The 24,471-nt window shown below is 69.6% G+C and carries 13 protein-coding genes and 5 pseudogenes; 4 read left to right on the top strand and 14 right to left on the bottom strand.

All coding sequences use genetic code 11. The annotated features are described in order from the left end of the window. Positions 1 to 12 precede the first annotated feature (12 nt). Positions 13 to 2,220: an anthranilate synthase gene (locus tag A6302_RS09425; protein ID WP_069306837.1), complete on the bottom strand. Its 2,208-nt coding sequence runs from the start codon at positions 2,218 to 2,220 to the stop codon at positions 13 to 15. Between the two features lie 444 nt (positions 2,221 to 2,664). On the opposite strand from A6302_RS09425, the pseudogene A6302_RS26430 reads away from it, so the two are divergent. The 4 genes and pseudogenes from A6302_RS26430 to A6302_RS24385 form a co-directional block, all read left to right on the top strand. After that, positions 2,665 to 3,057: pseudogene (locus tag A6302_RS26430) on the top strand (hypothetical protein); the annotation flags it as partial. A gap of 452 nt (positions 3,058 to 3,509) precedes the next feature. Next, complete coding sequence (pepN, locus tag A6302_RS09415) at positions 3,510 to 7,460, top strand: aminopeptidase N (RefSeq protein WP_342586246.1); 3,951 nt, start codon at positions 3,510 to 3,512, stop codon at positions 7,458 to 7,460. A 231-nt stretch (positions 7,461 to 7,691) separates the two neighbouring features. Further along, positions 7,692 to 9,617 carry a PAS-domain containing protein gene (locus A6302_RS09410; RefSeq protein WP_069306830.1) on the top strand — a complete coding sequence of 642 codons (1,926 nt, stop codon included), beginning with the start codon at positions 7,692 to 7,694 and terminating at the stop codon, positions 9,615 to 9,617. Further along, complete coding sequence (locus tag A6302_RS24385; protein WP_069306829.1) at positions 9,617 to 10,144, top strand: ATP-binding protein; 528 nt, start codon at positions 9,617 to 9,619, stop codon at positions 10,142 to 10,144. Before A6302_RS09410 ends, A6302_RS24385 begins: the two co-directional genes overlap by 1 nt. A gap of 19 nt (positions 10,145 to 10,163) precedes the next feature. Here A6302_RS24385 and A6302_RS24380 read toward each other — a convergent pair whose 3' ends face one another. From A6302_RS24380 to A6302_RS22115, 13 genes and pseudogenes are all read right to left on the bottom strand, one after another. Beyond that, positions 10,164 to 11,459: a DUF294 nucleotidyltransferase-like domain-containing protein gene (locus tag A6302_RS24380; RefSeq protein WP_245294005.1), complete on the bottom strand. Its 1,296-nt coding sequence runs from the start codon at positions 11,457 to 11,459 to the stop codon at positions 10,164 to 10,166. A gap of 172 nt (positions 11,460 to 11,631) precedes the next feature. Next, entirely contained in the window at positions 11,632 to 13,188 is a 1,557-nt protein-coding gene (locus tag A6302_RS24375; RefSeq protein ID WP_245294004.1) for a [protein-PII] uridylyltransferase family protein, read from the bottom strand. After that, positions 13,118 to 14,635, bottom strand: a complete 1,518-nt coding sequence (locus A6302_RS09395; RefSeq protein WP_069306828.1) for a sensor histidine kinase — start codon at positions 14,633 to 14,635, stop codon at positions 13,118 to 13,120. Before A6302_RS09395 ends, A6302_RS24375 begins: the two co-directional genes overlap by 71 nt. Further along, positions 14,619 to 15,298 (bottom strand): annotated as a pseudogene (locus tag A6302_RS09390) (winged helix-turn-helix domain-containing protein). The gene A6302_RS09395 and the pseudogene A6302_RS09390 overlap by 17 nt, the downstream one beginning before the upstream one ends. Before the next feature lie 409 nt (positions 15,299 to 15,707). Further along, positions 15,708 to 16,214, bottom strand: coding sequence for a cytochrome c-type biogenesis protein (locus tag A6302_RS09385; RefSeq protein ID WP_069306827.1), 507 nt, complete (start codon positions 16,212 to 16,214; stop codon positions 15,708 to 15,710). 5 nt (positions 16,215 to 16,219) lie between these two features. Continuing rightward, positions 16,220 to 18,205 carry a heme lyase CcmF/NrfE family subunit gene (locus tag A6302_RS09380; protein WP_069306826.1) on the bottom strand — a complete coding sequence of 662 codons (1,986 nt, stop codon included), beginning with the start codon at positions 18,203 to 18,205 and terminating at the stop codon, positions 16,220 to 16,222. A gap of 78 nt (positions 18,206 to 18,283) precedes the next feature. Further along, a complete protein-coding gene (gene ccmE / locus A6302_RS09375) occupies positions 18,284 to 18,736 on the bottom strand; it encodes a cytochrome c maturation protein CcmE (protein ID WP_069306825.1) in 453 nt (150 codons plus the stop codon). 38 nt (positions 18,737 to 18,774) lie between these two features. Continuing rightward, a complete protein-coding gene (ccmI, locus tag A6302_RS09370; RefSeq protein WP_069306824.1) occupies positions 18,775 to 19,977 on the bottom strand; it encodes a c-type cytochrome biogenesis protein CcmI in 1,203 nt (400 codons plus the stop codon). Between the two features lie 249 nt (positions 19,978 to 20,226). Beyond that, complete coding sequence (locus A6302_RS09365; protein WP_141703604.1) at positions 20,227 to 21,651, bottom strand: hypothetical protein; 1,425 nt, start codon at positions 21,649 to 21,651, stop codon at positions 20,227 to 20,229. A gap of 124 nt (positions 21,652 to 21,775) precedes the next feature. Continuing rightward, positions 21,776 to 22,698: pseudogene (locus A6302_RS09360) on the bottom strand (pirin family protein). A gap of 214 nt (positions 22,699 to 22,912) precedes the next feature. After that, entirely contained in the window at positions 22,913 to 23,320 is a 408-nt protein-coding gene (locus tag A6302_RS22860) for a calcium-binding protein (protein ID WP_069306822.1), read from the bottom strand. A gap of 18 nt (positions 23,321 to 23,338) precedes the next feature. Continuing rightward, positions 23,339 to 23,623: pseudogene (locus tag A6302_RS26150) on the bottom strand (calcium-binding protein); the annotation flags it as partial. An 83-nt stretch (positions 23,624 to 23,706) separates the two neighbouring features. Then, positions 23,707 to 24,462 (bottom strand): annotated as a pseudogene (locus tag A6302_RS22115) (calcium-binding protein); the annotation flags it as partial. Between the last annotated feature and the right edge of the window lie 9 nt (positions 24,463 to 24,471).

Here is a 24,471-nt window from a genome sequence, read left to right as displayed (position 1 = left end):
CGGAGGATGGCGTCAGACGACGCGCTTTTCCACGTCTGTTGCCCGGTTCCGCCGACCGGCGACAAGGTGGCGGATCGCGTTCTCGATGATCGCGTGACCGGCGTCGTGACCGAGCGACATGATCGATTCCGGGTGGAACTGCACCGCGGCAATCGGCTCGCTGACATGCTCCAGCGCCATGACGATGTCATCCGATGTCCGGGCCGTGACCCGCAACTCGGCCGGGAGCTGCCCGGCAACCGCATGCAGCGAATGGTAGCGGCCGACGATGATCTCCTCCGGCAGCCCTTCGAACAGGCCCTCGGTCTCGACCGTGATCGGCGAGGGCTTGCCGTGGACCGGGACCGACAGCTGGCCGAGTACGCCGCCGAAGGACTCGGCCAGCGCCTGCAGGCCGAGGCAGACGCCGAAGATCGGGATGCCCCGCTCGCGCGCCGCCGCAATGGTACGGGCGCAGTCGAAGTCGCGCGGATTGCCGGGCCCGGGCGACATCACCAGCAGGTCCGGCGCCAGCCGGTCGAGTTCGGTGACGTCGAAGCCCACGCCCTTGGCGGCGCGCTCGGTCGCGACCTTGGCGCCGGTCTGGCAGAAGTAGTTCGCCAGCGTGTGGACGAAACTGTCCTCGTGGTCGACGAGCAGGATCTTCAGCCCCTCGCCCACCGTTGCCGGACCGTTGGTGGCGGCGGCGGCCTTGACCTCGCCGGCCTCGCGGATCGCGGTGATCATCGCCGAAGCCTTGAGCTCGGTCTCGTGTTCCTCGGCCATCGGGTCGGAATCATAGAGCAGCGTTGCGCCGGCGCGGATCTCGGCGATGCCGTCCTTGAGGCGGATGGTGCGCAGGGTGAGCCCGGTGTTGACGTCGCCGTTGAACAGCAGCGCCCCGACGGCGCCGCCATACCAGGCGCGTGCCGACTTCTCGTGGTTCTCGATGAACTCCATCGCCCAGCGCTTGGGCGCGCCGGTGACGGTCACCGCCCAGGCATGGCTGAGGAAGGCGTCGAGCCCGTCCATGCCCTCGCGCAGCCGACCCTCGATGTGATCGACCGTGTGGATCAGGCGCGAGTACATCTCGATCTGGCGCCGGCCGATGACGCGAACCGAGCCCGGCTCGCAGATGCGGCTCTTGTCGTTGCGGTCGACGTCGGAGCACATGGTCAGCTCCGCCTCGTCCTTCTTGGAATTCAGCAGCGCGCGGATCTGCGCCTCGTCCTCGATGGCGTTGGCGCCGCGGCGGATCGTGCCGGAGATCGGGCAGGTCTCGACCCGGCGGCCGGCGGTGACGCGGACATACATCTCCGGCGAGGCGCCGACGAGGAACTCGTTGCCGCCGAGATTGAACATGAAGCCGTAGGGCGACGGGTTGATCTGCTGGAGCTTGCGCGAGATCGCCGAGGGCGGCGCGGTCGGGCGCTCGTAGAAGGTCTGGCCGGGCACAACCTCGAACAGATCGCCGCGCCGGAAATACTCCACCGCTTTCGCAACCGAGGCCGCATATTCGCCGGGCTCGTGGTCGCCGCGGCCGGGGATGCGGTCGGCCGCGACGAAGGGCGCCTCGGCGCCGTCGCGCGGCAGGTCCTCGGTCGAGACACCGTCGACGGTGAAGTCGTAGGCATAGACCGTCGCCAGCGCGCGGTAGTGATCGACGATCAGGATCTCGTCGGGCAGGTAGAGCACGAGGTCGCGCTGGTCGTCCGGCCGGGAGAGCTTGTGCGGGATCGGCTCGAACTGGAAGGCGAGATCGTAGCCGAAGGCGCCCCAGAGGCCGAGGTTGCCGTCGCCCTCGATCCGGAAGGCGGCGATGATGCGGCGGATCAGCGAGAAGACCGATGGCTGGCGCGAGCGCTCCTCTTCGGCAAAGCGACCCTCGGGCAGCTTCACCTCGGCGGTCACCACCGTTGCCGTCGCCTCGAAGGAGACGAGGTCGTTGCCACCGTGCACGGCCGCCGCGATCGCCGGCAGCAGCACGCGGCCGCGGGCGTTGAGCGCCTCGATCGTCACATGCCGGCCGCGGGCCGTGAGCGCGACGGGCGGATTGACGAAGGCGATGTCCCAGCGCGCATAGCGGCCGGGATACTCGTAGTTGGACGACAGCACCGCCCCGCGCTCGCGGTCGAGGCGGTCGACATAGCCGAGCGCCGCATCCTTGTAGGTGACCTGGCGCGGACGCCGCAGCACCTTGATGCCGCCAGCCGTCTCGAGGCTTTCCTCTCCACTCGTCATCTTTTCATTCTCCGCCGGGCCGGACACCGCCGGCTGTTCGTTTCCTGCGCCCGGACGGATCGGAAAGCCTGTCGCACATACGAAAAAGGCCGTCCCGGATGTCCGGAGCGGCCTTACCTGAACCTGTCGCATCGGACATGCGTGGCCGGCCGCTCAAGCGGAGCGCCACCACCAGCCAAGACGCGCGACATGGGTTCTCATGGCGCGGACCATAGTGGAAGGCATTCCCCTTGGCAATCCGGCTTCGATCTGCGCAACGCCCCGCCGGAGACCTGCATCATGCCTGCCGGAAGCCGCGCCGCCACCCGAAACCGGGGCACGCCGCAGACCGCGGGGCGGACGGCAGGGTCGCGATCGTCCGCAGACCCGAAACCTTCGGAATGCAAGGACAAAAAGGGCTATCGACGCGGACGGGACGACGGGACATAGTCGCACACGACGGCGTTGATCCGCCGGCGTTTCGGAGTTGAGCGACGGCCTTGCCAGGACGGCGCGAGTGGAAGGCTGATCGATGGCGCTGGGGGGCTTAAGGTCACGTTCGGCAGCCCTCGTCCGCCCCCTCCGCTTGCCGCGGCCGCCGGCCCTGGTCGCATTCACCTGCGTCTGCTGGAGACGACCGACGTCCACGTCGCGATCCACCCCTACGACTATTATGCGGATGCCCCGAGCGACACCTGCGGCCTTGCCCGCACCGCCGCGCTGATCGAGACGGCCCGCGCCGAGGCCGTCAACACGCTGCTGTTCGACAACGGCGACTTCCTGCAGGGCAACCCGATGGGCGACTATGTCGCCTATGAGCGCGGCGTGCCGAACGGCACGCTCCACCCGGCGATCGCGGCCATGAACGTGCTCGGCTACGATGTCGCCGCCCTCGGCAATCACGAGTTCAACTACGGACTGGACCTGGTGAACGCCTCGCTCGCCGGAGCCGGCTTTCCCCTCGTCTGTGCCAATCTCGTGCGCGGCACGCAACTCGGCATCGACCCGACGCGCGATCCGACCTTCGCGCCCCCTTTCGTGATCCTCGAGCGCCGGCTCGTGGACGGCGCCGACGCGAGCCATGTGGTCCGGATCGGCTGCATCGGCTTCCTGCCGCCGCAGGTCGTCACCTGGGACCGGCATCATCTGGCCGGCAAGGTCGTGACCCGCGATATCGTTGCCACGGCGCGGGCCTATGCGCCGCAGATGCGCGAAGCCGGCGCCGATCTCGTGGTCGCGCTCGCCCATACCGGCATCGATCCGGACCGGTCGACGCGGGCCTCGAGAACGCCGCGCTGCAGCTTGCCGCCGTGCCGGGGATCGACGTGGTGCTCGCCGGCCACCAGCATCTCGTGTTTCCGGGGCCGGACTTTTCCGGCATCCCCGGCGTCGACGCGGTGGCGGGCACGCTGCACGGCAAGCCCGCGGTGATGGCCGGCTTCTGGGGCTCGCATCTCGGCCTCGTCGATCTCCTGCTGGAGCGGGGCGAGGCAGGCTGGGCGGTGACGGCCCACGCCAGCGAGGCCCGGCCGATCTATCGGCGCGAGGGCCGGACCACGGTGCCGCTCGTCGCCGATGTCGGCCGTATCCTGGACTGCGTCGCCGACGATCACCGCACGACGCTTGCCTATGTCCGCCGGCCGGTCGGGATGACCACCGCGCCGCTCCACTCCTATTTCGCGCTGGTTGCCGACGATCCCTCGGTGCAGATCGTCAACGACGCCCAGCGCTGGTACGTGACCCGCATGCTGGCGGGCGGACCGCTTGCCGGACTGCCGGTGCTGGCGGCGGCAGCGCCGTTCAAGGCCGGTGGCCGGGCGGGCCCTGCAAACTACACCGACGTCCCGGCCGGGCCGCTGGCGATCCGCAATGTCGCCGATCTCTACTTCTACCCGAACACGATCCGGGCGGTGAGGATCACCGGCGCCGGGGTCCGCGAATGGCTGGAGCGCTCCGCCGGCCTGTTCCGGACGGTGCAGCCCGGGATCGCCGATCAGCCGCTGATCGACCCGTCGTTTGCCTCCTACAATTTCGACGTGATCGACGGCGTCACCTACCGGATCGACATCACCCGCCCTCCCCGCTACGGCCCACGGGGCGAGCTTGCCAACCCTTCCTCGTTCCGCATCGTCGACCTTGCGTTCGAGGGCCGGCCGATCGATCCCGACCAGGACTTTCTCGTCGTCACCAACAGCTACCGGGCCGGCGGCGGCGGCGACTTTCCGGGCATCACCGAGGACGCGGTCGTCTTCGTCGGGCCGGACACAAACCGCGACGTGATCGTGCGCTTCATTGCCGAGGCCGGAACCGTCGATCCGGTGGCCGACGGCAACTGGGCGCTGAAGCCGGTTCCGGGCGCCTCGCTCGTCTTCGACACGGGACCGCAGGCAGCCGCGCATCTCCACGACCTGCGCGCCTTGTCCTCGAATCCGTCGGCGAGGTCGACGGCGGATTTGCGCGATTCCGCATCGTCTTCTGAGCCGGACGACATCGCCCGCGCCTGTTGCCAGTCCACGCCGCGGCGGATAGTCCTTGACCCTTCCGATCCGGCGACGCCACCGCGTCGCGACATCCGGACCGATCAGTCCGGAGACGCCGAGCACGAGAGCAGCCCCATGCGCACCGACACCGCCGCCGCCATTCTCCTCAAGGACTACCGGCCGAGCGCCTATGCGATCGACAAGGTGCACCTCGACGTCTTTCTGGAGGCCGACGCGACGCGGGTCACGGCGACGCTGTCCCTGCAGCGCCGAGCGGAGACGCCGGCCGGAACGCCCCTGACCCTCGACGGCGACGAACTGGCGCTGGTCTCGGCGGCCGTGAACGGCGCGGCGCTGGCGGAGGGCGACTACACGGCCTCGGCGCAGGAGTTCACGCTGCTGGCCCCGCCGGCCGAGGCCTTCACGCTGGAAATCGTCACGAAGCTCGATCCGGAGGCCAACACCAAGCTGATGGGCCTGTTCCGCTCCAGCGGCGTCTGGTGCACCCAGTGCGAGGCGGAAGGCTTCCGCCGGATCACCTACTTCCTCGACCGTCCCGACGTGCTCTCGGTCTACGAGGTGCGGATGGAGGCCGACCGCGCGGCGGCACCGGTGCTGCTCGCCAACGGCAACCTCGTCGAGGCCGGCGACATTCCGGGCACCGACCGCCACTATGCGGTCTGGAACGATCCGTGGCGCAAGCCCTGCTACCTGTTCGCCCTCGTCGCCGGTGATCTCGGCGTCATCACCGACAGCTTCACCACAATGTCGGGACGCAAGGTCGCGCTCGGGATCTACGTCGAGCACGGCAACGAGGACCGCGCGACCTATGCGATGGACGCGCTGAAGCGCTCGATGCGCTGGGACGAGACCGCCTTCGGCCTCGAATACGACCTCGACGTCTTCAACGTCGTCGCCGTCTCCGACTTCAACATGGGGGCGATGGAGAACAAGGGTCTCAACGTCTTCAACGACAAGTATGTGCTCGCCAATCCGGAGGTCGCCACCGACCAGGACTATGGCGGCATCGAAGCGGTGATCGCCCACGAGTATTTCCACAACTGGACCGGCAATCGCATCACCTGCCGCGACTGGTTCCAGCTCTGCCTCAAGGAAGGCCTCACCGTCTTCCGCGACCAGGAATTCACCTCCGACATGCGCTCGCGGCCGGTCAAGCGCATTTCCGACGTGCGCCTCTTGCGCAGCCACCAGTTCCCCGAGGACGGCGGCCCGCTGGCCCATCCGGTGCGCCCGGAAAAGTATCTGGAGATCAGCAACTTCTACACCGCCACCGTCTACGAGAAGGGCGCGGAGGTGATCCGCGCGCTCAAGATCCTGATCGGCGACGCCGCGTTCAAGGCCGGCATGGACCTCTATTTCGCGCGCCACGACGGCGAGGCGGCGACCATCGAGCAGTTCATCGCCTGCTTTGCCGAGGCCTCCGGCCGCGACCTGTCTCAATTCATGCTCTGGTACAGCCAGGCCGGCACGCCGCAGATCGACATCACCGACGCCTACGACGCCGAGCGGCGCGAATACACTCTGACCCTGCGCCAGCATCTCGGCCCGACGCCCGAGCAGGCCGAGAAGAAGCCGATGGTGCTGCCGGTGCGCTACGGCCTCGTCGGTCCGGACGGCACCGACATGGCCCATGGCGCGGTGAGCGGCGCCGAGGTGGCCGGCGACGTGATCGTCATGACCCAACCGGTGCACGAGGTGGTGTTCTCGGAGGTGGCCGAGCGGCCGGTGCCCTCGCTGCTGCGCAATTTCTCGGCCCCGGTGCGGCCGATCTTCAACCTGCCGATCGCCGACATCGTGTTCCTGATGCGCCACGACAGCGACCCGTTCAACCGCTGGCAGTCGGCCTCCACGGTGGCGATGTATTTCCTCACCGCCGGCACGCAGGCGGCGATGAGCGGCGGCGCCACCTTCGTCGACGAGGGCTATCTCGCCGCGCTCGGCGACATCACCGCCGACACCCGCCTCGACCCCGCCTTCCGCGCCCTGATGCTCGGCGTGCCGCATGAGGCCGACATCGCCCGCGAGATCGGCAGCAATGTCGATCCGGACGCGATCGCCATCGCCTTCCGCGAGGCGCGGCACACGATCGGCACGCGCCTTGCCGATGTGCTCGACGCGGCGATCGCCGAAAACGTGGACGCCGGCCCCTATTCGCCGGATGCGGCCAGCGCCGGCCGGCGGGCGCTGGCCAACGCCGCGCAGGATCTGCGCGCCGCGACCGGTGACGCCGCCGTCCATGCCCGCATCCACGCCCGCCTTGCCGCGGCGACCAACATGACCGACCGGCTCGCCTGCCTGACAAGCCTCGTCCAGAGCGGCGCGGCGGAGGCGCCCGAGGCGCTGGCCGCCTTCTACGACCGCTTCAAGGACGTGCCGCTGGTGGTCGACAAGTGGCTGGCCGTGCAGGCGGCGGCGCCCGGTGCCGGCACGCTCGACGCCGTGCGCGCGCTCACCGGCCATCCGGCCTTCTCCTTCCGCAACCCCAACCGCATCCGCTCGCTGATCGGCAGCTTCGCGCAGGGCAACCCGTCGCAGTTCGCCCGCGCGGACGGCGCCGGATTCGACTTCGTCGCCGACAGCGTGATGCGCCTCGACGAGACCAACCCGCAGGTGGCGGCGCGGCTTCTCGTCAGCTTCCGCTCGTGGCGCAATTACGAGCCGAAGCGCCAGGCGCTGGCCGAGGCGGCCCTGCGCCGCATCGCCGCCAAGCCGGGCCTGTCGCGCGACGTGCGCGACATCGCCGGGCGCTCCCTCGCCTGAGATTCCTCGGCGGCAAGACCATGACGGGCGGGCCTCCGGACGGGGCCCGCCCGTTGCCGATTCCGCGACGTCCGACCGAAATCCCACAGACATCTGGAGAAGTGCCGGGCCGTCCGCGAATTCGCCCGCCGACTCTGGACAAGCCGATTCACGTCGATTCAAATGGACGTGATTCGGGGCGTAGACCGATTTTCTTCAAGTATAGAGTTCAGCACCACGAGAGGGCACGCAATGGCGCGGGCGGAAGATGCCGGTGCGTCCAATGGCTGGCGCACGCGCTTCTTTGGCACGACTTCGACGGCTGATGAAGCCATTCGCGGTCATGCCGGGCTGCTCGCACGGCCGACTTATCGGCGCCTGCTTCAGGCGGAGCCTTATCTGCGCCGGTCCATTCCCGCGCTGATCGCCGTCTTCCTCATCATCACCGCCATCGCCCGCACCTCCGGCCTGATCGACCGCCGCATGGAGATCGAGACCGCGGCCGGCGACATGCTGGCGCTGACCGCGCAGACGCTCGACATCGCCCTTTCGCAGAGCGCGCCGGACAGCCCCGGCCCGGACTACCATCTCCAGGTGCGCGACGCGCTCGCCGCCGCCCTTCCCCCGCTTGCCGCCCCGCGCGGCGCCACGATCGTGTTCGCCGATCCGGCCGGAACGATGGTGACCTCCGTTCCGCCCTCGCCCGGCCTCACCGGCCGCGCCCTCGACGACCTGTTCGGCAACGGCCAGCCGCTGACGACCTTCGGCGCCAGCGCCGGCGTCATGGACGTGATGCTCGCCGACGGCACGCAGGTGTTCGCCACCGTCCACAATCTCGCCGGCGACCGCGGCAGCGTTGCCGTCTACCAGACCAAGGACGACGTCTTCGCCACGTGGCACCGCGACGTCTCGGTGAACATCAGCCTGTTCATCGGCACGAGCTGCATCCTGATCGTGATCGTCTACGCCTATTTCATGCAGACCTCGCGCGCCCGGGAGGCCGACCAGCTCTATGCGCAGACGCAGTACCGGGTCGACACCGCGCTCCGCCGCGGCCGCTGCGGCCTGTGGGACTGGGACCTTGCCCGCGGCCGGCTGTTCTGGTCGCCGTCGATGTATGTGATCCTCGGCATGGAGCCCAACTCCGAGCTGATGGGCTTCGGCGACCTGCAGGGCATGATCCATCCGGAAGACGCCGACCTCTACGCCCTTGCCCGCGACCTGCTGGAATCCGGCCAGGCGTCGGTCGATCTCTCCTTCCGCATCCGCCATGCCGAGGGCCACTGGCTGTGGGTGCGCGCCCGCGCCGAGATCGTGCGCGACCGCGACGGCACACCCCACCTGATCGGCATCGCCGTCGACGAGACCGAGCAGCGCCGCCTGCTGGAGCAGACCGAGACCGCCGACCTGCGCCTGCGCGACGCGATCGAGACCATTTCCGAGGCTTTCGTTCTCTGGGACACCGAGAACCGCCTCGTGATGTGCAATTCCAAGTACCAGAGCCTCTATGGCCTGCCCGATCCGCTCACCCGCGCCGGAACGCCCTATGAGGCGGTGATGGAGGCCGGCACCCAGCCGGTGGTGCAGAGCCACGTCAAGACCACCAGCCAGTCCGCGCCCCAGACCGAGGACGGCGCCCGCTCCTTCGAGGCGCAATTGCGCGACGGGCGCTGGCTGCAGATCAACGAGCGCCGCACCAAGGACGGCGGCTTCGTGTCGGTCGGCACCGACATCACCGAACTCAAGCTGCACGAGGAACGGCTGCTGGACAGCGAGCGCCGGCTGATGGCCACCGTCACGGACCTGCGCCAGTCGCGCCAGAAGCTGCAGGCGCAGACCCAGCAGCTGGTGGAGCTCGCCGACAAGTATGCCGAGGAAAAGACCCGCGCCGAGTCGGCCAACCGCTCCAAGTCCGAATTCCTCGCCTCGATGAGTCACGAGCTGCGCACGCCGCTGAATGCCATCATCGGCTTCTCGGAGGTGATGCGCTCGGGGATCTTCGGCACGCTCGGCTCGATCAAGTATGACGAATACTGCCGCGACATCCACGAGAGCGGCACCTATCTCCTCAACGTGATCAGCGACATCCTCGACATGTCGAAGATCGAGGCCGGCCGCGTGAACCTGACGCTGGAATCGGTCGACTTCGACGACGTGATCAGCGAATCCGCGCGCTGATGAACAACCTTGCCGTCGACCGGTCGATCCAGTTCGTCACTGACTTCGCCGTGCCCGGGCCGATCGTCGCCGACCGCCGCGCGATCAAGCAGATCACGCTCAACCTCGTCTCCAACGCGCTGAAGTTCACTCCGCTCGGCGGCCGGATCCGGATCCGCACCGAGATGACCGGCGACATTGCCCGCCTGACGGTGGAGGACACCGGCATCGGCATTCCCGCCGAGGCGCTGGCCCAGCTCGGCCGTCCCTTCGTGCAGGTGGAGAACCAGATGACGCGCAAGCACCCGGGCTCCGGCCTCGGGCTCGCGATCGCCCGCTCGCTGACCGAACTCCACGGCGGCACGATGCGGATCGAATCCCAGGAGGGCGTCGGCACGACGGTGATCATCGACATGCCGCGGATCGCCTCGCCGACCCACACCGCCGACCCGCTGCGCCTGCGCAATGCGATCCCGCCGCTGAGCGTGAAGGAGGCCAACATCGCCCCCGCCGCGCTGGCGACCCGGCCCGCCCGCAGCATTCACTGAAACCGGTTCCGGTTCGGACTCAGCGCTTCGGCGCGTCCCCGCCCCGCCGCTCGACCTTGCCGACCAGCCGCTCGAAGGTGGCGCGCACCGCCGCTTCGGTGTCGACCAGCAGCACCTCGAGGCGCGCGACATCCGGCGTCGCGCCGGCACGGGCGACGAGTTCCAGGACGCCGCGCGGGGCCTCGGCCGGCTTGAAGGGGCCGGGCAGCGCCACCCGGATCACCTGCGCCAGGTCGTTGTAGAGCCGGATCGCCGGCAGGATCACGTCGGCCGCAGCCGCATCCAGCAGACCCGCGTCGCGCGCCCGTGACAGACTTTCCTCCGTCGAGGTCGCAAGGATCTCAGGATGCGCCGCGCCGTGCACGAGCTGGAGCGCCTGCGCGATGAAGTCGATGTCGAAGATCCCGCCGGCCACCCGCTTCAGATCCCATGGATCGCGGCTGCCGAATTCGTGCTCCACGCGGGCGCGCATGTCGGCGATGTCGGCGAGAATGGCGTCCGCCTCGCGGGGCCGCGCCAGCGTGCGCGCCACGATCGCGGCCACCTCCGCGCCGAGTTCGGCCGAGCCGGCGACCGGGCGGGCCCGGGTCAATGCCATGTGCTCCCAGGTCCAGGCCTCGCCGTCGTGGTAGCGGGCGAAGGCCTCCACATGGGTGGCGAGCGGCCCGGCGTTGCCCGAGGGGCGCAGGCGGAAATCCACCTCGTAGAGCTTGCCCTCGGCGGTCGGCGCGGTCAGCGCCGCGACCAGCCGCTGGGTCAGACGCGCGTAATACTGGGTCGGCGCCAGCGGCCGGGGACCGTCCGACGCCTCGGCGCCCGGCGCGTGGTCGTAGAGCAGGATCAGGTCGAGATCCGAGGAGGCGGTCATTTCCATGCCGCCGAGCCGGCCCATCGCCACCAGCGCGAGCCGGCCGCCGTCGATGCGGCCATGCACCCGTTCGAACTCGGCGCCGACCCGGGACGTGATCTGCCGCAGGATCGCGTCGGCCAGCCGCGCATAGGCCTCCCCTGCCCGCCGCGCCGACAGCGTCCCGGAGATCACCCGCACGCCGATCAGGAACTGCTGCTCCTTGGTGAAGATGCGGGCGCGGTCGAGCGCCTCCTCGTAGGCGCGCGCCTCGCCGAGGCTGGCGGCGAGCCGCCGCTCCACCTCGCCCGCGTCCGGCATCTCGCCGAAGAAGGCCGGTTCGAGGATCGCGTCCATCACATGCGCCCGGCGCGCGACGATCTCGGCAAGGCGCGGCGCGCTGCCCATGATCGTTGCGACGAGGTCGAGCAGCTTGGGGTTGGCGCTCAGCAGCGAGAACAGCTGCACCCCGGTCGGCAGCCGCGACAGGAAGGCGTCGAAGGCGGTGAATGCCTGGTCGGCGGCCTCGGTACGGGCGAAGGCGTCGAGCAGCAGCGGCGTGAGTTCGGTGAGGATCTCGCGGGTCTGGTGGAGCGGGTGGCGGAATAGCGCCCGAAGTGCCAGGCGCGGATCGCCCGCGTCACCTCCTCGGGGCGCTGGAAGCCGAGGCCGCGCAGGGTCGCCAGCGTTTCCGGGTCGTCCTCGTCGCCGGTGAAGACCATGTTGCCGAGGCGCCGGACAGCGAGGGCTCCTGGTCGAACAGGTCCTCGTAGTGACCGCTGACCCGCTTCAGCCGCTCCATCAGCGCCGGAGCGAAATCCTCGCGGCTGCGGAAGCCGGACAGCCGGGCGATCCGGTCGAGCCCGTCGGGGGTTTCGGGCAGCGTGTGGGTCTGCTCGTCGTTGACCATCTGGATGCGGTGCTCGACCCTCCGCAGGAACACATAGTCGTCGGCCATGGCATCGCGGGTCGCGCCGTCCAGCCAGCCGAGGCGGGCGAGCGCATAGAGCATCGGCACCGTCTCGCGGCCGCGCAGCTCCGGCAGGCGGCCGCCGGCAATCAGCTGCTGGGTCTGGACGAAGAACTCGATCTCGCGGATGCCGCCGCGGCCGAGCTTGAGATTGTGGCCAGCGACGGCGACGCGGCCGTGGCCCTTCACGGCGTGGATCTGCCGCTTGATCGAATGGATGTCGCGGATCGAGGCGTAGTCGAGGTATTTCCGCCAGACGAACGGGGCGATCTCCTTCAGGAAATGCTGGCCGACGGCGATGTCGCCGGCGCAGGGCCGCGCCTTGATCAGCGCCGCGCGCTCCCAGTTCTGGCCGATGCTCTCGTAATACTGGAAGGCGGCGGCGAGCGAGATCGCCACGGCGGTGGCGCCCGGATCGGGCCGCAGGCGCAGGTCGGTTCGGAAGGCATAGCCGTCGGCGGTGCGGTCCTGAAGGATGCGGACCATGCGGCGGATCAGGCGCACGAAGAAGGTGGCCGGTTCCACGCCCTCGGCCAGCGGCGCGCGGTCCGTGTCATAGAAGACGATCAGGTCGATGTCGCTCGAATAGTTGAGCTCGCCGGCGCCCTGCTTGCCCATGCCCAGCACCACCAGACCGCTGCCCGCCTCCGGATCGGCCGGATCGGGCGGCTGGAACTTGCCCTGGCGCGCCGCCTCGCCGAGGAGAAACCGCAGCGCCGCCGAGACCGAGGCATCGGCAAGCCGGGTCAGGGCGCCGGTCACCTCGAACAGCTGCCACACCCCGCCAAGGTCGGCGAGCGCGATCAGCAGCGCCGCCTCGCGCTTGACCCGGCGAAGTTCCGCCATCACCTCCGCCTCGCTGCCGTCCCCGCAGGCGCGCAGCCGGGCGATCAGCCCGTCCATGCGCGCCTCCGGCGACGTGGTGAGGATGCCCAGCACCATCCCCGGCCGGCCGCGCATCAGGTCGCGCAGGAACGGGGCATTGGCGATCGCGCCGACGAGAAGGCCGCGTGCGCGCTGGTCGGCGGCGAGATGCGCGGCAAGGCCCGGGCCGTCGTCGCCGACGGCGACGAGATCGACCAGAACGTCGTCGGCTGCGGCAAGGCCGGGTCCTGGATGCGGCAGGGACAGGATGCGCGCGGCCAGCGCGCGCGGGTCAGTCTGCGGTGTGCGGCCGGGGGCTGACGCCGGAGCCGGCGAATCCTGGCGGTCGTCCGTCGCGGGCATGGGTGGTTTCCCCCTGTTCTTGTCGTTGCGCCGGTCCGTTGTCGGCCAGCGGGAGTTCGAGCGTTGCGGCAAGGCCCGGGCCGGCATCCTCCAGCCGGAAGCGGCCGGAGAAATAGCGGGCCACGGCCGCGACGAGACTGAGGCCGAGGCCCGAGCCCGGACGCGTGCGGCTGCGGTCGAGCCGGACGAAGCGCTGGGTGGCGCGCAGCCGGTCCTCCGCCGCGATCCCGGGCCCGTTGTCGGTGACCGAGAGACGCACGAGACCGCCGGTTGTTTCACCGGCAATTCGCAGCACGGGCGCTCGCCCGTCCGGATGCGTGTCCCCTTCGGCCGGGAACCCGTATTTCAGGGCATTGTCGACGAGGTTGGCAAGCGCCTGCGAGATCAGCGCCCGGTTGGCGCGGATCGGCAGCGGGCCGGAGACGACGAGTTCGATCCGGCCGCCGGCTTCCTCGACCACAGGCTCGTAGAGTTCGGCGACGTCGGCAAGGATCGCGGCCGCGTCGATCTCGTGGGTTTCGTCGCCGGAGGCGCCGGCCTCGACGCGGGCGATGCGCAGCAGGTCGTCGAAGGTGCGGATCAGCTCGTCCGCCTCCTCCACCGACCGGCCGATCGCCTCCCGGCTCGCCGCTTCGTCGGAGAGGTCGCCGAGGGTGGTCTCCAGACGGGTGCGCAGGCGCGTCAGCGGCGTGCGCAGGTCGTGGGCGACATTGTCGGAGACCTCCTTGAGGCCGGTCATCAGCGCCTCGATGCGGTCGAGCATGGCGTTGAGACTGGCGGCGAGATTGTCGAATTCGTCGCCGGCCCCGGTCACCTCGATCCGGCGGGTGAGGTCGCCGGACATGATCTCGCGCGAGGTCGCCGCCATGCCGTCGACCCGGCGCAGCACCGCGCGGCTGACGAAGAACCAGCTGACCAGCCCCATGAGGAGAAAGACGACGACGCTGAGGCGCATGGCGTCGGTGATCATGTCGCCGAAGGCCTCGCGCTCGCCGATGTCGCGTCCGACCAGCAGGTGGACCCCGCCCGGCAGGGTCATGATCCGGACGATCGCGTCGTGCGGCTCGGACATGTTGCCGTCGAGACGGCTGTAGGTGACGGGATAGAAGCCGGTTTCGGTCCGCTCCATCGCGCCGAGCGGCATGTCGGCGACGTTGCCCACCACCACGCGGCCGGCAAAATCCTTGACGAGATAGAGGCTGGCGCTCGGCTGGCGCGAGCGGGCCAGCACGGTCTCGACGACGCGGCGCAGGCCGCCGGACATGTATTCTTCCGACAGCGCCGCGATCTCGGTGGTGATCGAGGCTTCAAGCGTGCGCGAGAGCAGCGCCGTGGTGCTGAAATAGGTGTAGGCGAGCAGAAAGCCGGTGAGCGCGGAAAAGACCACGAAATACAGCAGCGACAGCTTGACGGCCGTCGTGCGGAGGAACTTACCGAAGGCCGTCACGGATCATGTATCCCGCACCACGGATCGTATGCAGCAGGGGCCGCTCGAAGCCCTTGTCGATCTTGGAGCGCAGCCGCGAGATGTGGACGTCGATGACGTTGGTCTGGGGATCGAAATGATAGTCCCAGACCTTCTCCAGCAGCATGGTCCGCGTCACCACCTGCCCGGCGTTGCGCATCAGATATTCCAGAAGCCGGAACTCGCGCGGCTGGAGCACGATCTCGCCGCCGGCACGGCTGACGGTGTGGGACAGGCGGTCGAGCACCAGATCGGCAACGCGGTACTGGGTTTCCGCGTCGGCCGGGCGCACCCGCCGGGCGAGACCCTCGATGCGGGCGAGAAGCTCGGAGAAGGCATAGGCTTGACGAGATAGTCGTCGCCGCCCGCACGCAGGCCCGCGACGCGGTCGTCGACCTGGCCGAGCGCCGAGAGGATCAGCACCGGCGTCGCGACGCCTGCGCTCCTCAGCCCCTCGATCACCGACAGGCCGTCGCGCTTCGGCAGCATGCGGTCGACCACAAGCCCGTCGTAGTCGCCGGTGGAGGCAAGATCGAAGCCGCTCTCGCCGTCGGCGGCATGGTCGACCGTGTGCCCGGCCTCCTTCAGCGCCTTGCGCAGATAGGCGGCCGCCTCCAGATCGTCCTCGATCACCAGAACCCGCATTCGCCCCGCCGATCCTCTTTCCGAACCCGCCCGCCGATCCGGACATTGCGCGGTCGGTACTGCCCTTGATAGCCCCCGTCGGCGCGCGCTGCAAACCTGACGGACACCAGAGACGAAAACAGCGGGCCACCGGTATGGCCCGCTGTTTCGTGAACTTCCGTTCCGGCCACCGGAGGGACGGCGCCGGATCCATTCCTGTCCCCCGGTGACGCGTCAGGGAACGCGTCGCCGGAGGCTACGAACCACGTCATGTCCGAGGGAGGGGCGGCCACATCGCGATCTCGAACGCCTGAGGTTTCACGCCATCAGGCATGAGACGAGAATGCAACAGGCCGGCTTACAATCGGCTTTCCGGCAGATTAATCTTTGGAAAGCTTCGCCGGCTTGGCCGGGCACGGGCCGCGGCCCCTCAGCGGTTCTCGCCGTCGAGGATCCGCGCAAGCCGCGCTTCCTCGTCGCGCGACAGGCCGGTTTCGGATGCCGGCGCAGCGCGGCGACGTCGCCAGGCGACAAGGATCGCGCCGATGCCGCCGATCAGGACGATCGGCGCAGCCGCCCACAGGACCAGGTTGGAGGCGCTGAAGCGCGGCTTCAGCAGCACGAACTCGCCATAGCGCTCGACCAGAAAATCCAGCACGTCGGCGTCGCTGTCGCCGGCGGCGATCCGCTCGCGCACGAGGATGCGCAGGTCGCGGGCAAGGTCGGCGTCGGAATCGTCGATCGACTGGTTCTGGCAGACCATGCAGCGGATTTCCGACGACAGCGCACGGGCGCGCGCCTCCTGGGCCGGATCCTGCATCACCTCGTCCGGCTGGACGGCAAAGGCCGGCCCGGCGGCGAAAGGCATGGCCATGGCCATGGCCAGCACAACGACGACGGCAGCGAGCGTGCGGCGGAGGCGCACAACGGCGTGCATCGGCGTCACTCCGCGGGCACGGCGCGGGCGGACGGCCGCGCGGTGCGCGGCGCGCCGACGCGCAGGCGGCGGTCGGAGAGCGACAGGCCGCCGCCGACCATCATCACGACGCAGCCGAGCCAGATCAGCGTCACCAGCGGCTTCTCCCAGATGCGAACGGTCACGCCGCGACCGTCCTCGGCGATGTCGCCGAGGGTGACGTAGAGCTGCGAGACGCCGTGGGTATAGATCTCCGCTTCCGTGGTCGGCATCTGCCGGACCTCGTAGAAGCGCTTGGCCGGGCTGAGCGTCGCGACCAGCACGCCGCCCTCGCGCACGCTCATGTGGGTCAGCACCTCGCGATAGGTCGCCGTGCGGGTGTTCTCGAAGCCGTCGAAGGTGACCTCGAACGGGCCGACCGCGACGGTGTCGCCCGCCCTCATGTCGACGATCTTCTCGGTCTCGAAGGTGGTGACGGCGACGATGCCGAGCAGGGTCACGCCGAGACCGGCGTGGGCGAGCGCGGTGCCGAACACCGACCGCGGCAGGCCGACGAGGCGGCGCAGGCCGTTGGCCAGGCCGGCCTTGCGGAAATTCGCGCGCTGCAGCGGCTCGGAAAGGCTGCCGACCAGCAGCCAGGCCGCAAGGCCGATGCCGAAGGCCGCGAGCACGGCGCCGCCGGAGGTGGCCCAGACCACGGCGAGGATCACGACGATCGCGATGCCGAAGGCGAGATAGAGGCGCTGGGCGGCCGCATAGAGATCGCCGCGCTTCCAGGCGAGGAAGGGCCCGAAGGGCACGGCCATCAGCAGCGGCAGCATCAGCGGGCCGAAGGTGAGGTTGAAGAAGGGCTCGCCGACCGAGACCTTGCGGCCGGTCAGGCCTTCCAGCACCGTCGGATAGAGCGTGCCGACCAGCACGGTGGCGCAGGCGGCGGTGAGGAACAGGTTGTTCAGCACCAGCGCGCCCTCGCGGCTGATCGGCGAGAAGATGCCGCCGGGCCGAAGCTGCGACGAGCGGAGCGCGAACAGGGCGAGGCTGCCGCCGATGAAGGCGACGAGGATGCAGAGGATGAACACGCCGCGGGTCGGGTCGGAGGCGAAGGTGTGGACCGAGGTCAGCACGCCCGAGCGGACGAGGAAGGTACCGAGCAGCGACAGCGAGAAGGCGAGGATCGACAGCAGCACCGTCCAGATCTTCAGCGCATCGCGCTTTTCCATCACCACGGCGGAATGCAGCAGCGCCGTGCCGACCAGCCACGGCATGAAGGAGGCGTTCTCCACCGGGTCCCAGAACCACCAGCCGCCCCAGCCGAGCTCGTAATAGGCCCAGTAGGAGCCCATGGCGATGCCGGCGGTAAGGAAGGACCAGGCGGCCAGCGTCCACGGCCGCACCCAGCGCGCCCAGGCGGCATCGATCCGGCCCTCGATCAGGGCCGCGACGGCGAAGGCAAACGAGATCGAGAAGCCGACATAGCCGAGGTAGAGCAGCGGCGGATGGATCGCGAGGCCGATGTCCTGGAGGATCGGGTTGAGGTCGCGCCCTTCCATGGGGGCGGGCACGAGGCGAATGAACGGGTTGGACGTCGCAAGGATGAAGGCGACGAAGGAGGCGGTGATCCAGCCCTGCACCGCCAGCACGTTGGCCTTCAGCGTCTGGGGCAGATTGCCGCCGAACACCGCCACCGCCGCGCCGAAGATCGCGAGGATGAGGATCCACAGCAGCATGGAGCCCTCGTGGTTGCTCCACACGCCGGTGACCTTGTAGAGCATCGGCTTGCCGGAATGGGAGTTCTCGTAGACGTTCAGGATCGAGAAGTCCGAGACCACATAGGCATAGACGATCACGGCGAAGGCGAGCGCGATCAGCACGAGCTGGGCCACCGCCGCCGGGCCGCCCACGGCCATCAGCGCCGGATCGCGGCGTCGCGCGCCGATCAGCGGCACCACCGACTGCACCAGTGCCAGGGCAAGGGCAAGAACGAGGGCGAAATGCCCGACTTCAGCGATCATCCGTCTCTCCTCGCCGAAAGGGTCCGATGCCGGACGCGCCTTCGGCCGTTCCTCGAAATCCCGTGCCGGCCCTCGGGCTCAGTTGGCGGCCTTGCCGCCCTCGCCTTCCCACACGCCCTGCGCCTTGAGGCTGTCGACGACCTCCTTCGGCATATAGCGCTCGTCATGCTTGGCAAGGACGTTGTCGGCGCGAAAGATCCCGGCGCCGTCGAGCCGGCCTTCGACGACCACGCCCTGCCCCTCGCGGAACAGGTCCGGCAGCAGGCCGACATAGGTCACCGGCACGGCATTGACGGTGTCGGTCACGGCGAAGCTTACCGTCGCCGCCTCGCTGCGGACCACCGAACCTTCCTCGACCAGCCCGCCGATGCGCAGGCGCTCGGCAAAGCCGGCCTTCGCCTCGACGATTTCCGTCGGGGTCTTGAACAGGGCGATCTCGCCGCTGAGGGCATAGAGCACGAGGCCGAGCGCGGCGCCGAGCACCACGCCGGCCGATCCGATCAACGTCAGACGTCTCTGCTTGCGCGTCATCTCTCAATCCATCGTCACGGTGGCGCAGGTCTGCGCGGTCATGATCCGGTCGCCTCGCCGAGCGCCGCCTCGATCTCGGCGAGTGCCGCGGTCTCCCCGGCAAAGGCGCTGCGCGCCGATCCGGCCGCGTCCCGGGCCTTGTCGGCCGCGCCCATCACGCCGTAGGCGCGGATCAGGCGCAGCCAGCCGGGCAGATCCTTCGGGTCCTGCGCCAGCCGGTCCGCGAGACGGGCGACCATGCCCTCGATCATGGCCTGGCGCTCGGCCGGGTTCATGGCCGCGGCATTGGCCATCTGGTCGGGGCTCGGTCCCGGCGCGGCGCCGAGGAGCGGGCCCTGTGCCGGGCCCGATCCGGCCCCGGAACCAACATCGGGCGCCATGCCCAGCCGCGGGCCGGGCGCCAGGGCCTGCGGCGCCGCTTCGCCGGAGACCACCCGCCGCGCTTCGGTGACGGTGGCAATCCACGGCGCATCCTTCGCCGAACGTGCGAGAATGTCGTCGTAGACGGCAATGGCGTCGTCGGACCGCCCCTCGCGGACGAGGCCACTGGCGTAGAGGAAGCGCGCGCGCATGTCGTCGAGGTCGGCGGCCATCGCCTTTTCCAGCGCGGCCATCGCCGGGCGCGAGACGATGCCGCCGGAGGCGGCCATCAGGGCGGCGGCATAGTCGGTCAGACGGGCCGGCGTCTCGCCGGAGATCTCGATCACCCGGGCGTAGGCATCGGCCGCATCGTCGGCGCGGCCAAGGCGCAGGTAGATCGGGGCCAGCACCTTCCACCCCTCGGCGTCGGCGGGGTTGGAGGCAAGGTGGCGCTCGACGCAGACGACGAGATTGTCGACGCCCGCCTCCGGGCCGCACTCACGCGATGCAAGCGGCTGGTCGGGAATGTCGGGCGAGCCCAGGGCGACATAGCCGGCAAGGGCGGTGAGCGGGACGAACAGGATGATGCCGACCCGCGCGGCGGTTGCCAGCCGGCCCTTGCCGGACACCCGTGCCGCGTCGCCGTCGGCAGCCTCGTCGGCGCGGATCAGCCGGCGGCCGATCTCGGCGCGGGCCGCGACGGCCTCCCCTTCGGCCAGCACGCCGCGCGCGACATCGCGCTCGATCTCGGCGAGCTGGTCGCGATAGACGGCGACGTCATGGCCGTCGGTGGCGGGAGACCTTGCCGCGCGCGCCATCGGCACCAGCACGGCAAGCGTCGCCGCGACCGTCATCAGCGCGAACACAATCCAGATCGTCATGCCAAGACAGGCTTTCCTCATTGCCCGCGGGCGCTGTGCCCCGGGCCTCCTCCTTGCGACCGCGCATCCGCCGGCTGCACGCCCGCCGCGGTCGGACGGCGGGCCGGTCGCTCTGCCGTTGAAATAGAGGATGGAGGGCGCTTTCTCAATGATCCAGCGCAACTGCGCGCGCGATTCACGCAGCGTCAGCCGCCCGGATGCGGCGATCGGCCGCGAAGCCGGCCTGCGAGTTCCGAGGCTTCCGCAGCGTCAGCCGGCGACGGAAAACGGTCCGGAGCGGCCGATCGCCCGGTCGCGGGCCTTGCGCATCACCGAAGCATACTCGGCGCCGAAGGCGATCTCGGCAAGCTTCAGCATCACGTCGGCCGCGGCGATGGCCTCGGCCTGGGCGTCGCCGCCGGTCTTGCGGATCTGGTCGATGCAGCGGTTGCCGAGCACCTCCACGGCCTGCTCGGCACTCTGCATCACCCGGCCGATCGCCTCGTTGATGGCGAGGCTGTCGCGGCACTTGCGCGCCTGGGCGAGCACCGTCATCGCGCGGATGGCATCCTGGGCGTCGTTCTCGCGGGCGGCACGGCTCGCCCCGCCCTCGATGCGCAGGGCGCGGCGGATGGTGGCGACGATGCCGTCGATCTCGGGCTGCACCATCTCCGACATGCGGCGGCGCAGGTCGCCGAGCCGCTTGCGCCACTCCCGGTCGCCGTCGAAGTCGATGGCGATCGACAGGCCGCGCACCAGTTCGTGGAACAGGCCCAGTTCGCGTTCCATGTCGGCGATGTCGTCGTGGCGCTTGCGCGCGCGGTCGAACCGGATGACGACCCGCTCGACCTCGGTGAAATAGAGGTCGAGGAAGACGGCGGCGTTGGACTTGCGGATCTCCGCCGCAGTGTCGCCGCCGCCGAGCGCCACGGCGATGCGGGCCAGCGACACGCCCGACGAGGCCCGGCGCAGCAGGATGGCGCCGGCGAAGGCCGCCTCGGCCGGCGCGCGCTGCAGGAAGCGGTGGATCACGTTCATGGCGCTCGTCTCCGAGGCCTCGCCGATCACCACCTGCGCCGGAAGCTCCTTGAGAAGCAGGGCGATCTGCGTGCGCAGGTCGTGGATGCGATGAAGGTCGCCGAGGTCGAGGAGCGCCCGCTCGCCCCCCAGCAGGCCGGTCAACCGCATGTGGCCTTTGGCGGTCGCCGACATCTTCTCGCAGGCTTCGCGTATCTCGGCCAGCGCCGCCTCGCGCAGGGCCTGGATCTCGCGCTTCTGCTCGGCCTCGGGCAGGAGCAGCTTCGGCTCCGGTCCCTGCAGCCACGGCGGGAACAGGTCCGGGGCGACGTCGCGCGTCAGGAATTCCCAGATCCCGTCGATGGAGCTCGCGGTGATCCGGCCGGTCTGGCGGCTGGCGGTCTCTTCCTCGATGATGAAGGGTTCGAAGGGCTCGAAGAACAGGCGGCGCAGGTCGGCCGGGTCGGCCCGCCGGGGCACGGCGGCACGCTCTTCCCGCGCAGGCGCCTTCGACCGGACCACTTCCCGTGCGGCCTCGAGGATCAGCCTGGTCTGGTCGTCGAGACGCGCGGGATCGCCGGCGCTTTCCAGGGTGCGCAGCAGCATCTGCTGCGCGGCCGGCGAGAGCCCGGAAAGATAGCCGATCAACTTGTCGCGCATCACACGCCCCTCAGGCATGTCCATGCGATCCCTTCCAGAGATTCGGTGCCCACGGTGCAGCGAGTATTCCGAAATCTGGTTGACGATTGGTGTTCAGCACCACGTTTTCCCGGGCATCGGCAACCTTCTTGCCGTCGCAGGGTCACATGGCCGGCAGGGGAATGAACTCCTCCTCGTCGCCGGGCACGATGTCGAACCGGCCGCGGCGCCATTCGTCCTTGGCCTGCTCGATGCGCTCCTTCGACGAGGAGACGAAGTTCCACCAGATGTAGCGCTGCGAGCCGAGCGCCGCCCCGCCGAACAGCATCAGATGCGCGCCCTGCGGCCCGGCTGCTGCCGTCACCGTGTCGCCCGGGCGCAGCACCAGCAGCCGGTCGGGCGGGAAGACGTCGCCGCCGATCGTGATCTCGCCGGCCAGTGTGTAGATCGCCCGCTCCTCGTGGGCGGGACGCAGCGGAATCCGCGCCCCGGGCCTGAGGTGCACGTCGGCGTAGAGCGTGTCGGTGAAGGTGGTGACCGGCGACCGCGCGCCCTCGAGGGTGCCCAGCACGAGGCGGACGTGATCCCCTCCCCCTCGAGCACCGGCAACTCGGCCGCCGGCGTGTTGGCGAAGGCCGGATCGATCTCCTCGCGGCCGTCCGGCAGGGCAAGCCAGGTCTGCAGGCCGGAGATCGGCAGGTCGCCGCCGCGCAGTTCCTCCGGCGTGCGTTCGGAATGGACGATGCCGCGGCCGGCGGTCATCAGGTTGACGTCGCCCGGATCGATCACCATCGCGGTGCCGAGACTGTCGCGATGACGGATGTTGCCGTCGAACAGATAGGTGACGGTCGACAGGCCGATGTGCGGATGCGGGCGGACGTCCAGCGCCGCCGTGTTCTTCAGCACCGCCGGCCCCATCCGGTCGAAGAAGATGAACGGGCCGACGAGGCGGCGGCGCACGGTCGGCAGCGCCCGGCGCACCTCGAGCCCGCCGATGTCGCTGGTGCGGGGGATGACCAGCGTCTCGATCGCGTCGACCGAGGCGGCATCGCCGGCAACCGGATCCTCGCAGGGGAAAAAGCTCATCGTCCCGTCTCCTCCTCGCGGGCGGCGCCCCGGCCGCACTGATGCCTGTGCCTTTGCCGAACCTACACGATGCAGGATGACGGCACAGAGGCAAAGGGCGTCGGAGGAGCCTGGCCCGCAGACGACAACGCCCGCCGGGATGAACCGGCGGGCGCTGCAGGAAGAGGGTGCCGGGCCGGCGCTGGCCGGGCCGGCGGAGGCTGGTCCTGTCCGGTCAGACGACCATGAAGTCGCTGGCCTGCAGGTTGAGCCCGGTGCCGAGCTGCGCGAACTGCACCGCCGCCCCGACATTGGACCCGTCGGCGTCGTAGAACAGACCGCCGGTCGTCGCATCGTAGAGGATCCGGTCGCCCGCGTCGGTGGCAAGGCCGCCGAGCGCGAAGGCCGCAGCGTCGAGCACGCCGGTGCCGAGCGCCGAGAACACCGACGACGACAGTTCGATGATGTCCAGATCGTCGAAGTCGGTGATCGTGTCGAGCCCTGCCGTGGCGAAGCCGTTGGCGAAGACGAAGACGTCGGCGCCGTCCGAACCGGTCAGCCTGTCGTTGTCGGCACCGCCCTCGAGCCGGTCGTCGCCGATGCCGCCGACGAGCAGGTCATTGTTGAGGCCACCCAGCAGCACGTCGTCACCGTCGTTGCCGTAGAGCCTGTCGTTGCCGCGCGCGCCGCTCAGTTCGTCGTCATCGTTGCCGCCGTACAGCTTGTCGGCCCCGACGCCGCCGTCGAGCTGGTCGGCACCATTGCCGCCGTTGAGCGTGTCGCTGCCGGTGCCGCCGGCCAGATAGTCGTCGCCGTCGAGACCGGAGAGCGTGTTGTTGCCCGAGTTGCCGAGGATATCGTTGGCGGACGCATTGCCGGTGCCATCGATTGCCGCCGAACCGACGAGTTCGAGCAGTTCGATGTTGGCGCCGAGGGTGTGCGACACGCTGGCGAACACCGTGTCGATGCCTTCGTCGCATTCTCCGTCCCGGTGTCGCCGAGGTCGTCGACCAGGTAGGTGTCGTTCCCGTCACCGCCGGCCATCGCATCCGCGCCGGTCCCGCCGTCGAGGAGGTCTGCGCCCGCCCCGCCGTTCAGGGTGTCCGCGCCGTCCATGCCGAGCAGCACGTCGTCGCCGTCCATGCCGGACAGGACGTTGGCTGCCGCGTTGCCCTCGATCTCGTTGTCGGACGCGTTGCCGGTGCCGTCGATCGCCATCACGCCGCCGAGGTGCAGGGTCTCGATGTTGGCGGAAAGGGTATGGGAGACCGTGGCGATCACCCGGTCGGTGCCCTCGTCCGCATTCTCGGTCGCCGTGTCGCCGATGTCGTCCACATGGTAGGTGTCCGAACCGGTGCCACCCTCCATCGCATCCGCGCCGAGCCCGCCATCGAGGGTGTCGTCGCCGCCAAGACCGATGAGGGTGTTGTCGAGCGCATTGCCCGTGAGGAGGTTGTGGGCGCCGTTGCCCGTGCCGCTGACAGCGGCCCCGGCCAGCGTGAGGTTCTCGACCCGGCCGGCGAGCGAATGGGAGACCGTGGCGATGACCAGGTCGGTGCCCTCGCCCTCGAACTCGATGACCACATCGGCCGCGCTGTTGACGTGGTAGATGTCGTCGCCGGCGCCGCCGGCCATCTCGTCGGCGCCCTTGCCGCCGTCGAGCACGTCGTCGTCCATGCCGCCGTCCAGCAGGTCGTTGCCGTCGCCGCCGATGAGGACGTCGTTGCCACGCGAGCCGACAAGCAAGTCGTTGCCATCGCCGCCGGACAGACGGTCGTTGCCCACGCCGCCGAG

Origin of the sequence: Methylobrevis pamukkalensis (genome assembly GCF_001720135.1) — a bacterium.
In the GTDB taxonomy this organism is placed as follows: Bacteria; Pseudomonadota; Alphaproteobacteria; order Rhizobiales; family Pleomorphomonadaceae; genus Methylobrevis; species Methylobrevis pamukkalensis.
This window is presented reverse-complemented; position numbering and strand designations above follow the sequence as displayed.

Excerpts from the sequence above, each read along its gene's own strand:
- A6302_RS09410 (WP_069306830.1), top strand. The coding sequence starts at position 7,692 with ATGGCGCGGGCGGAAGATGCCGGTGCGTCCAATGGCTGGCGCACGCGC.
- A6302_RS09365 (WP_141703604.1), bottom strand. The coding sequence starts at position 21,651 with ATGCCTGAGGGGCGTGTGATGCGCGACAAGTTGATCGGCTATCTTTCC.
- ccmE (WP_069306825.1), bottom strand. The coding sequence starts at position 18,736 with ATGACGCGCAAGCAGAGACGTCTGACGTTGATCGGATCGGCCGGCGTG.
- A6302_RS09380 (WP_069306826.1), bottom strand. The coding sequence starts at position 18,205 with ATGATCGCTGAAGTCGGGCATTTCGCCCTCGTTCTTGCCCTTGCCCTG.
- A6302_RS24385 (WP_069306829.1), top strand. The coding sequence starts at position 9,617 with ATGAACAACCTTGCCGTCGACCGGTCGATCCAGTTCGTCACTGACTTC.
- A6302_RS09425 (WP_069306837.1), bottom strand. The coding sequence starts at position 2,220 with ATGACGAGTGGAGAGGAAAGCCTCGAGACGGCTGGCGGCATCAAGGTG.
- ccmI (WP_069306824.1), bottom strand. The coding sequence starts at position 19,977 with ATGACGATCTGGATTGTGTTCGCGCTGATGACGGTCGCGGCGACGCTT.
- A6302_RS09385 (WP_069306827.1), bottom strand. The coding sequence starts at position 16,214 with ATGCACGCCGTTGTGCGCCTCCGCCGCACGCTCGCTGCCGTCGTCGTT.
- A6302_RS24375 (WP_245294004.1), bottom strand. The coding sequence starts at position 13,188 with ATGCCCGCGACGGACGACCGCCAGGATTCGCCGGCTCCGGCGTCAGCC.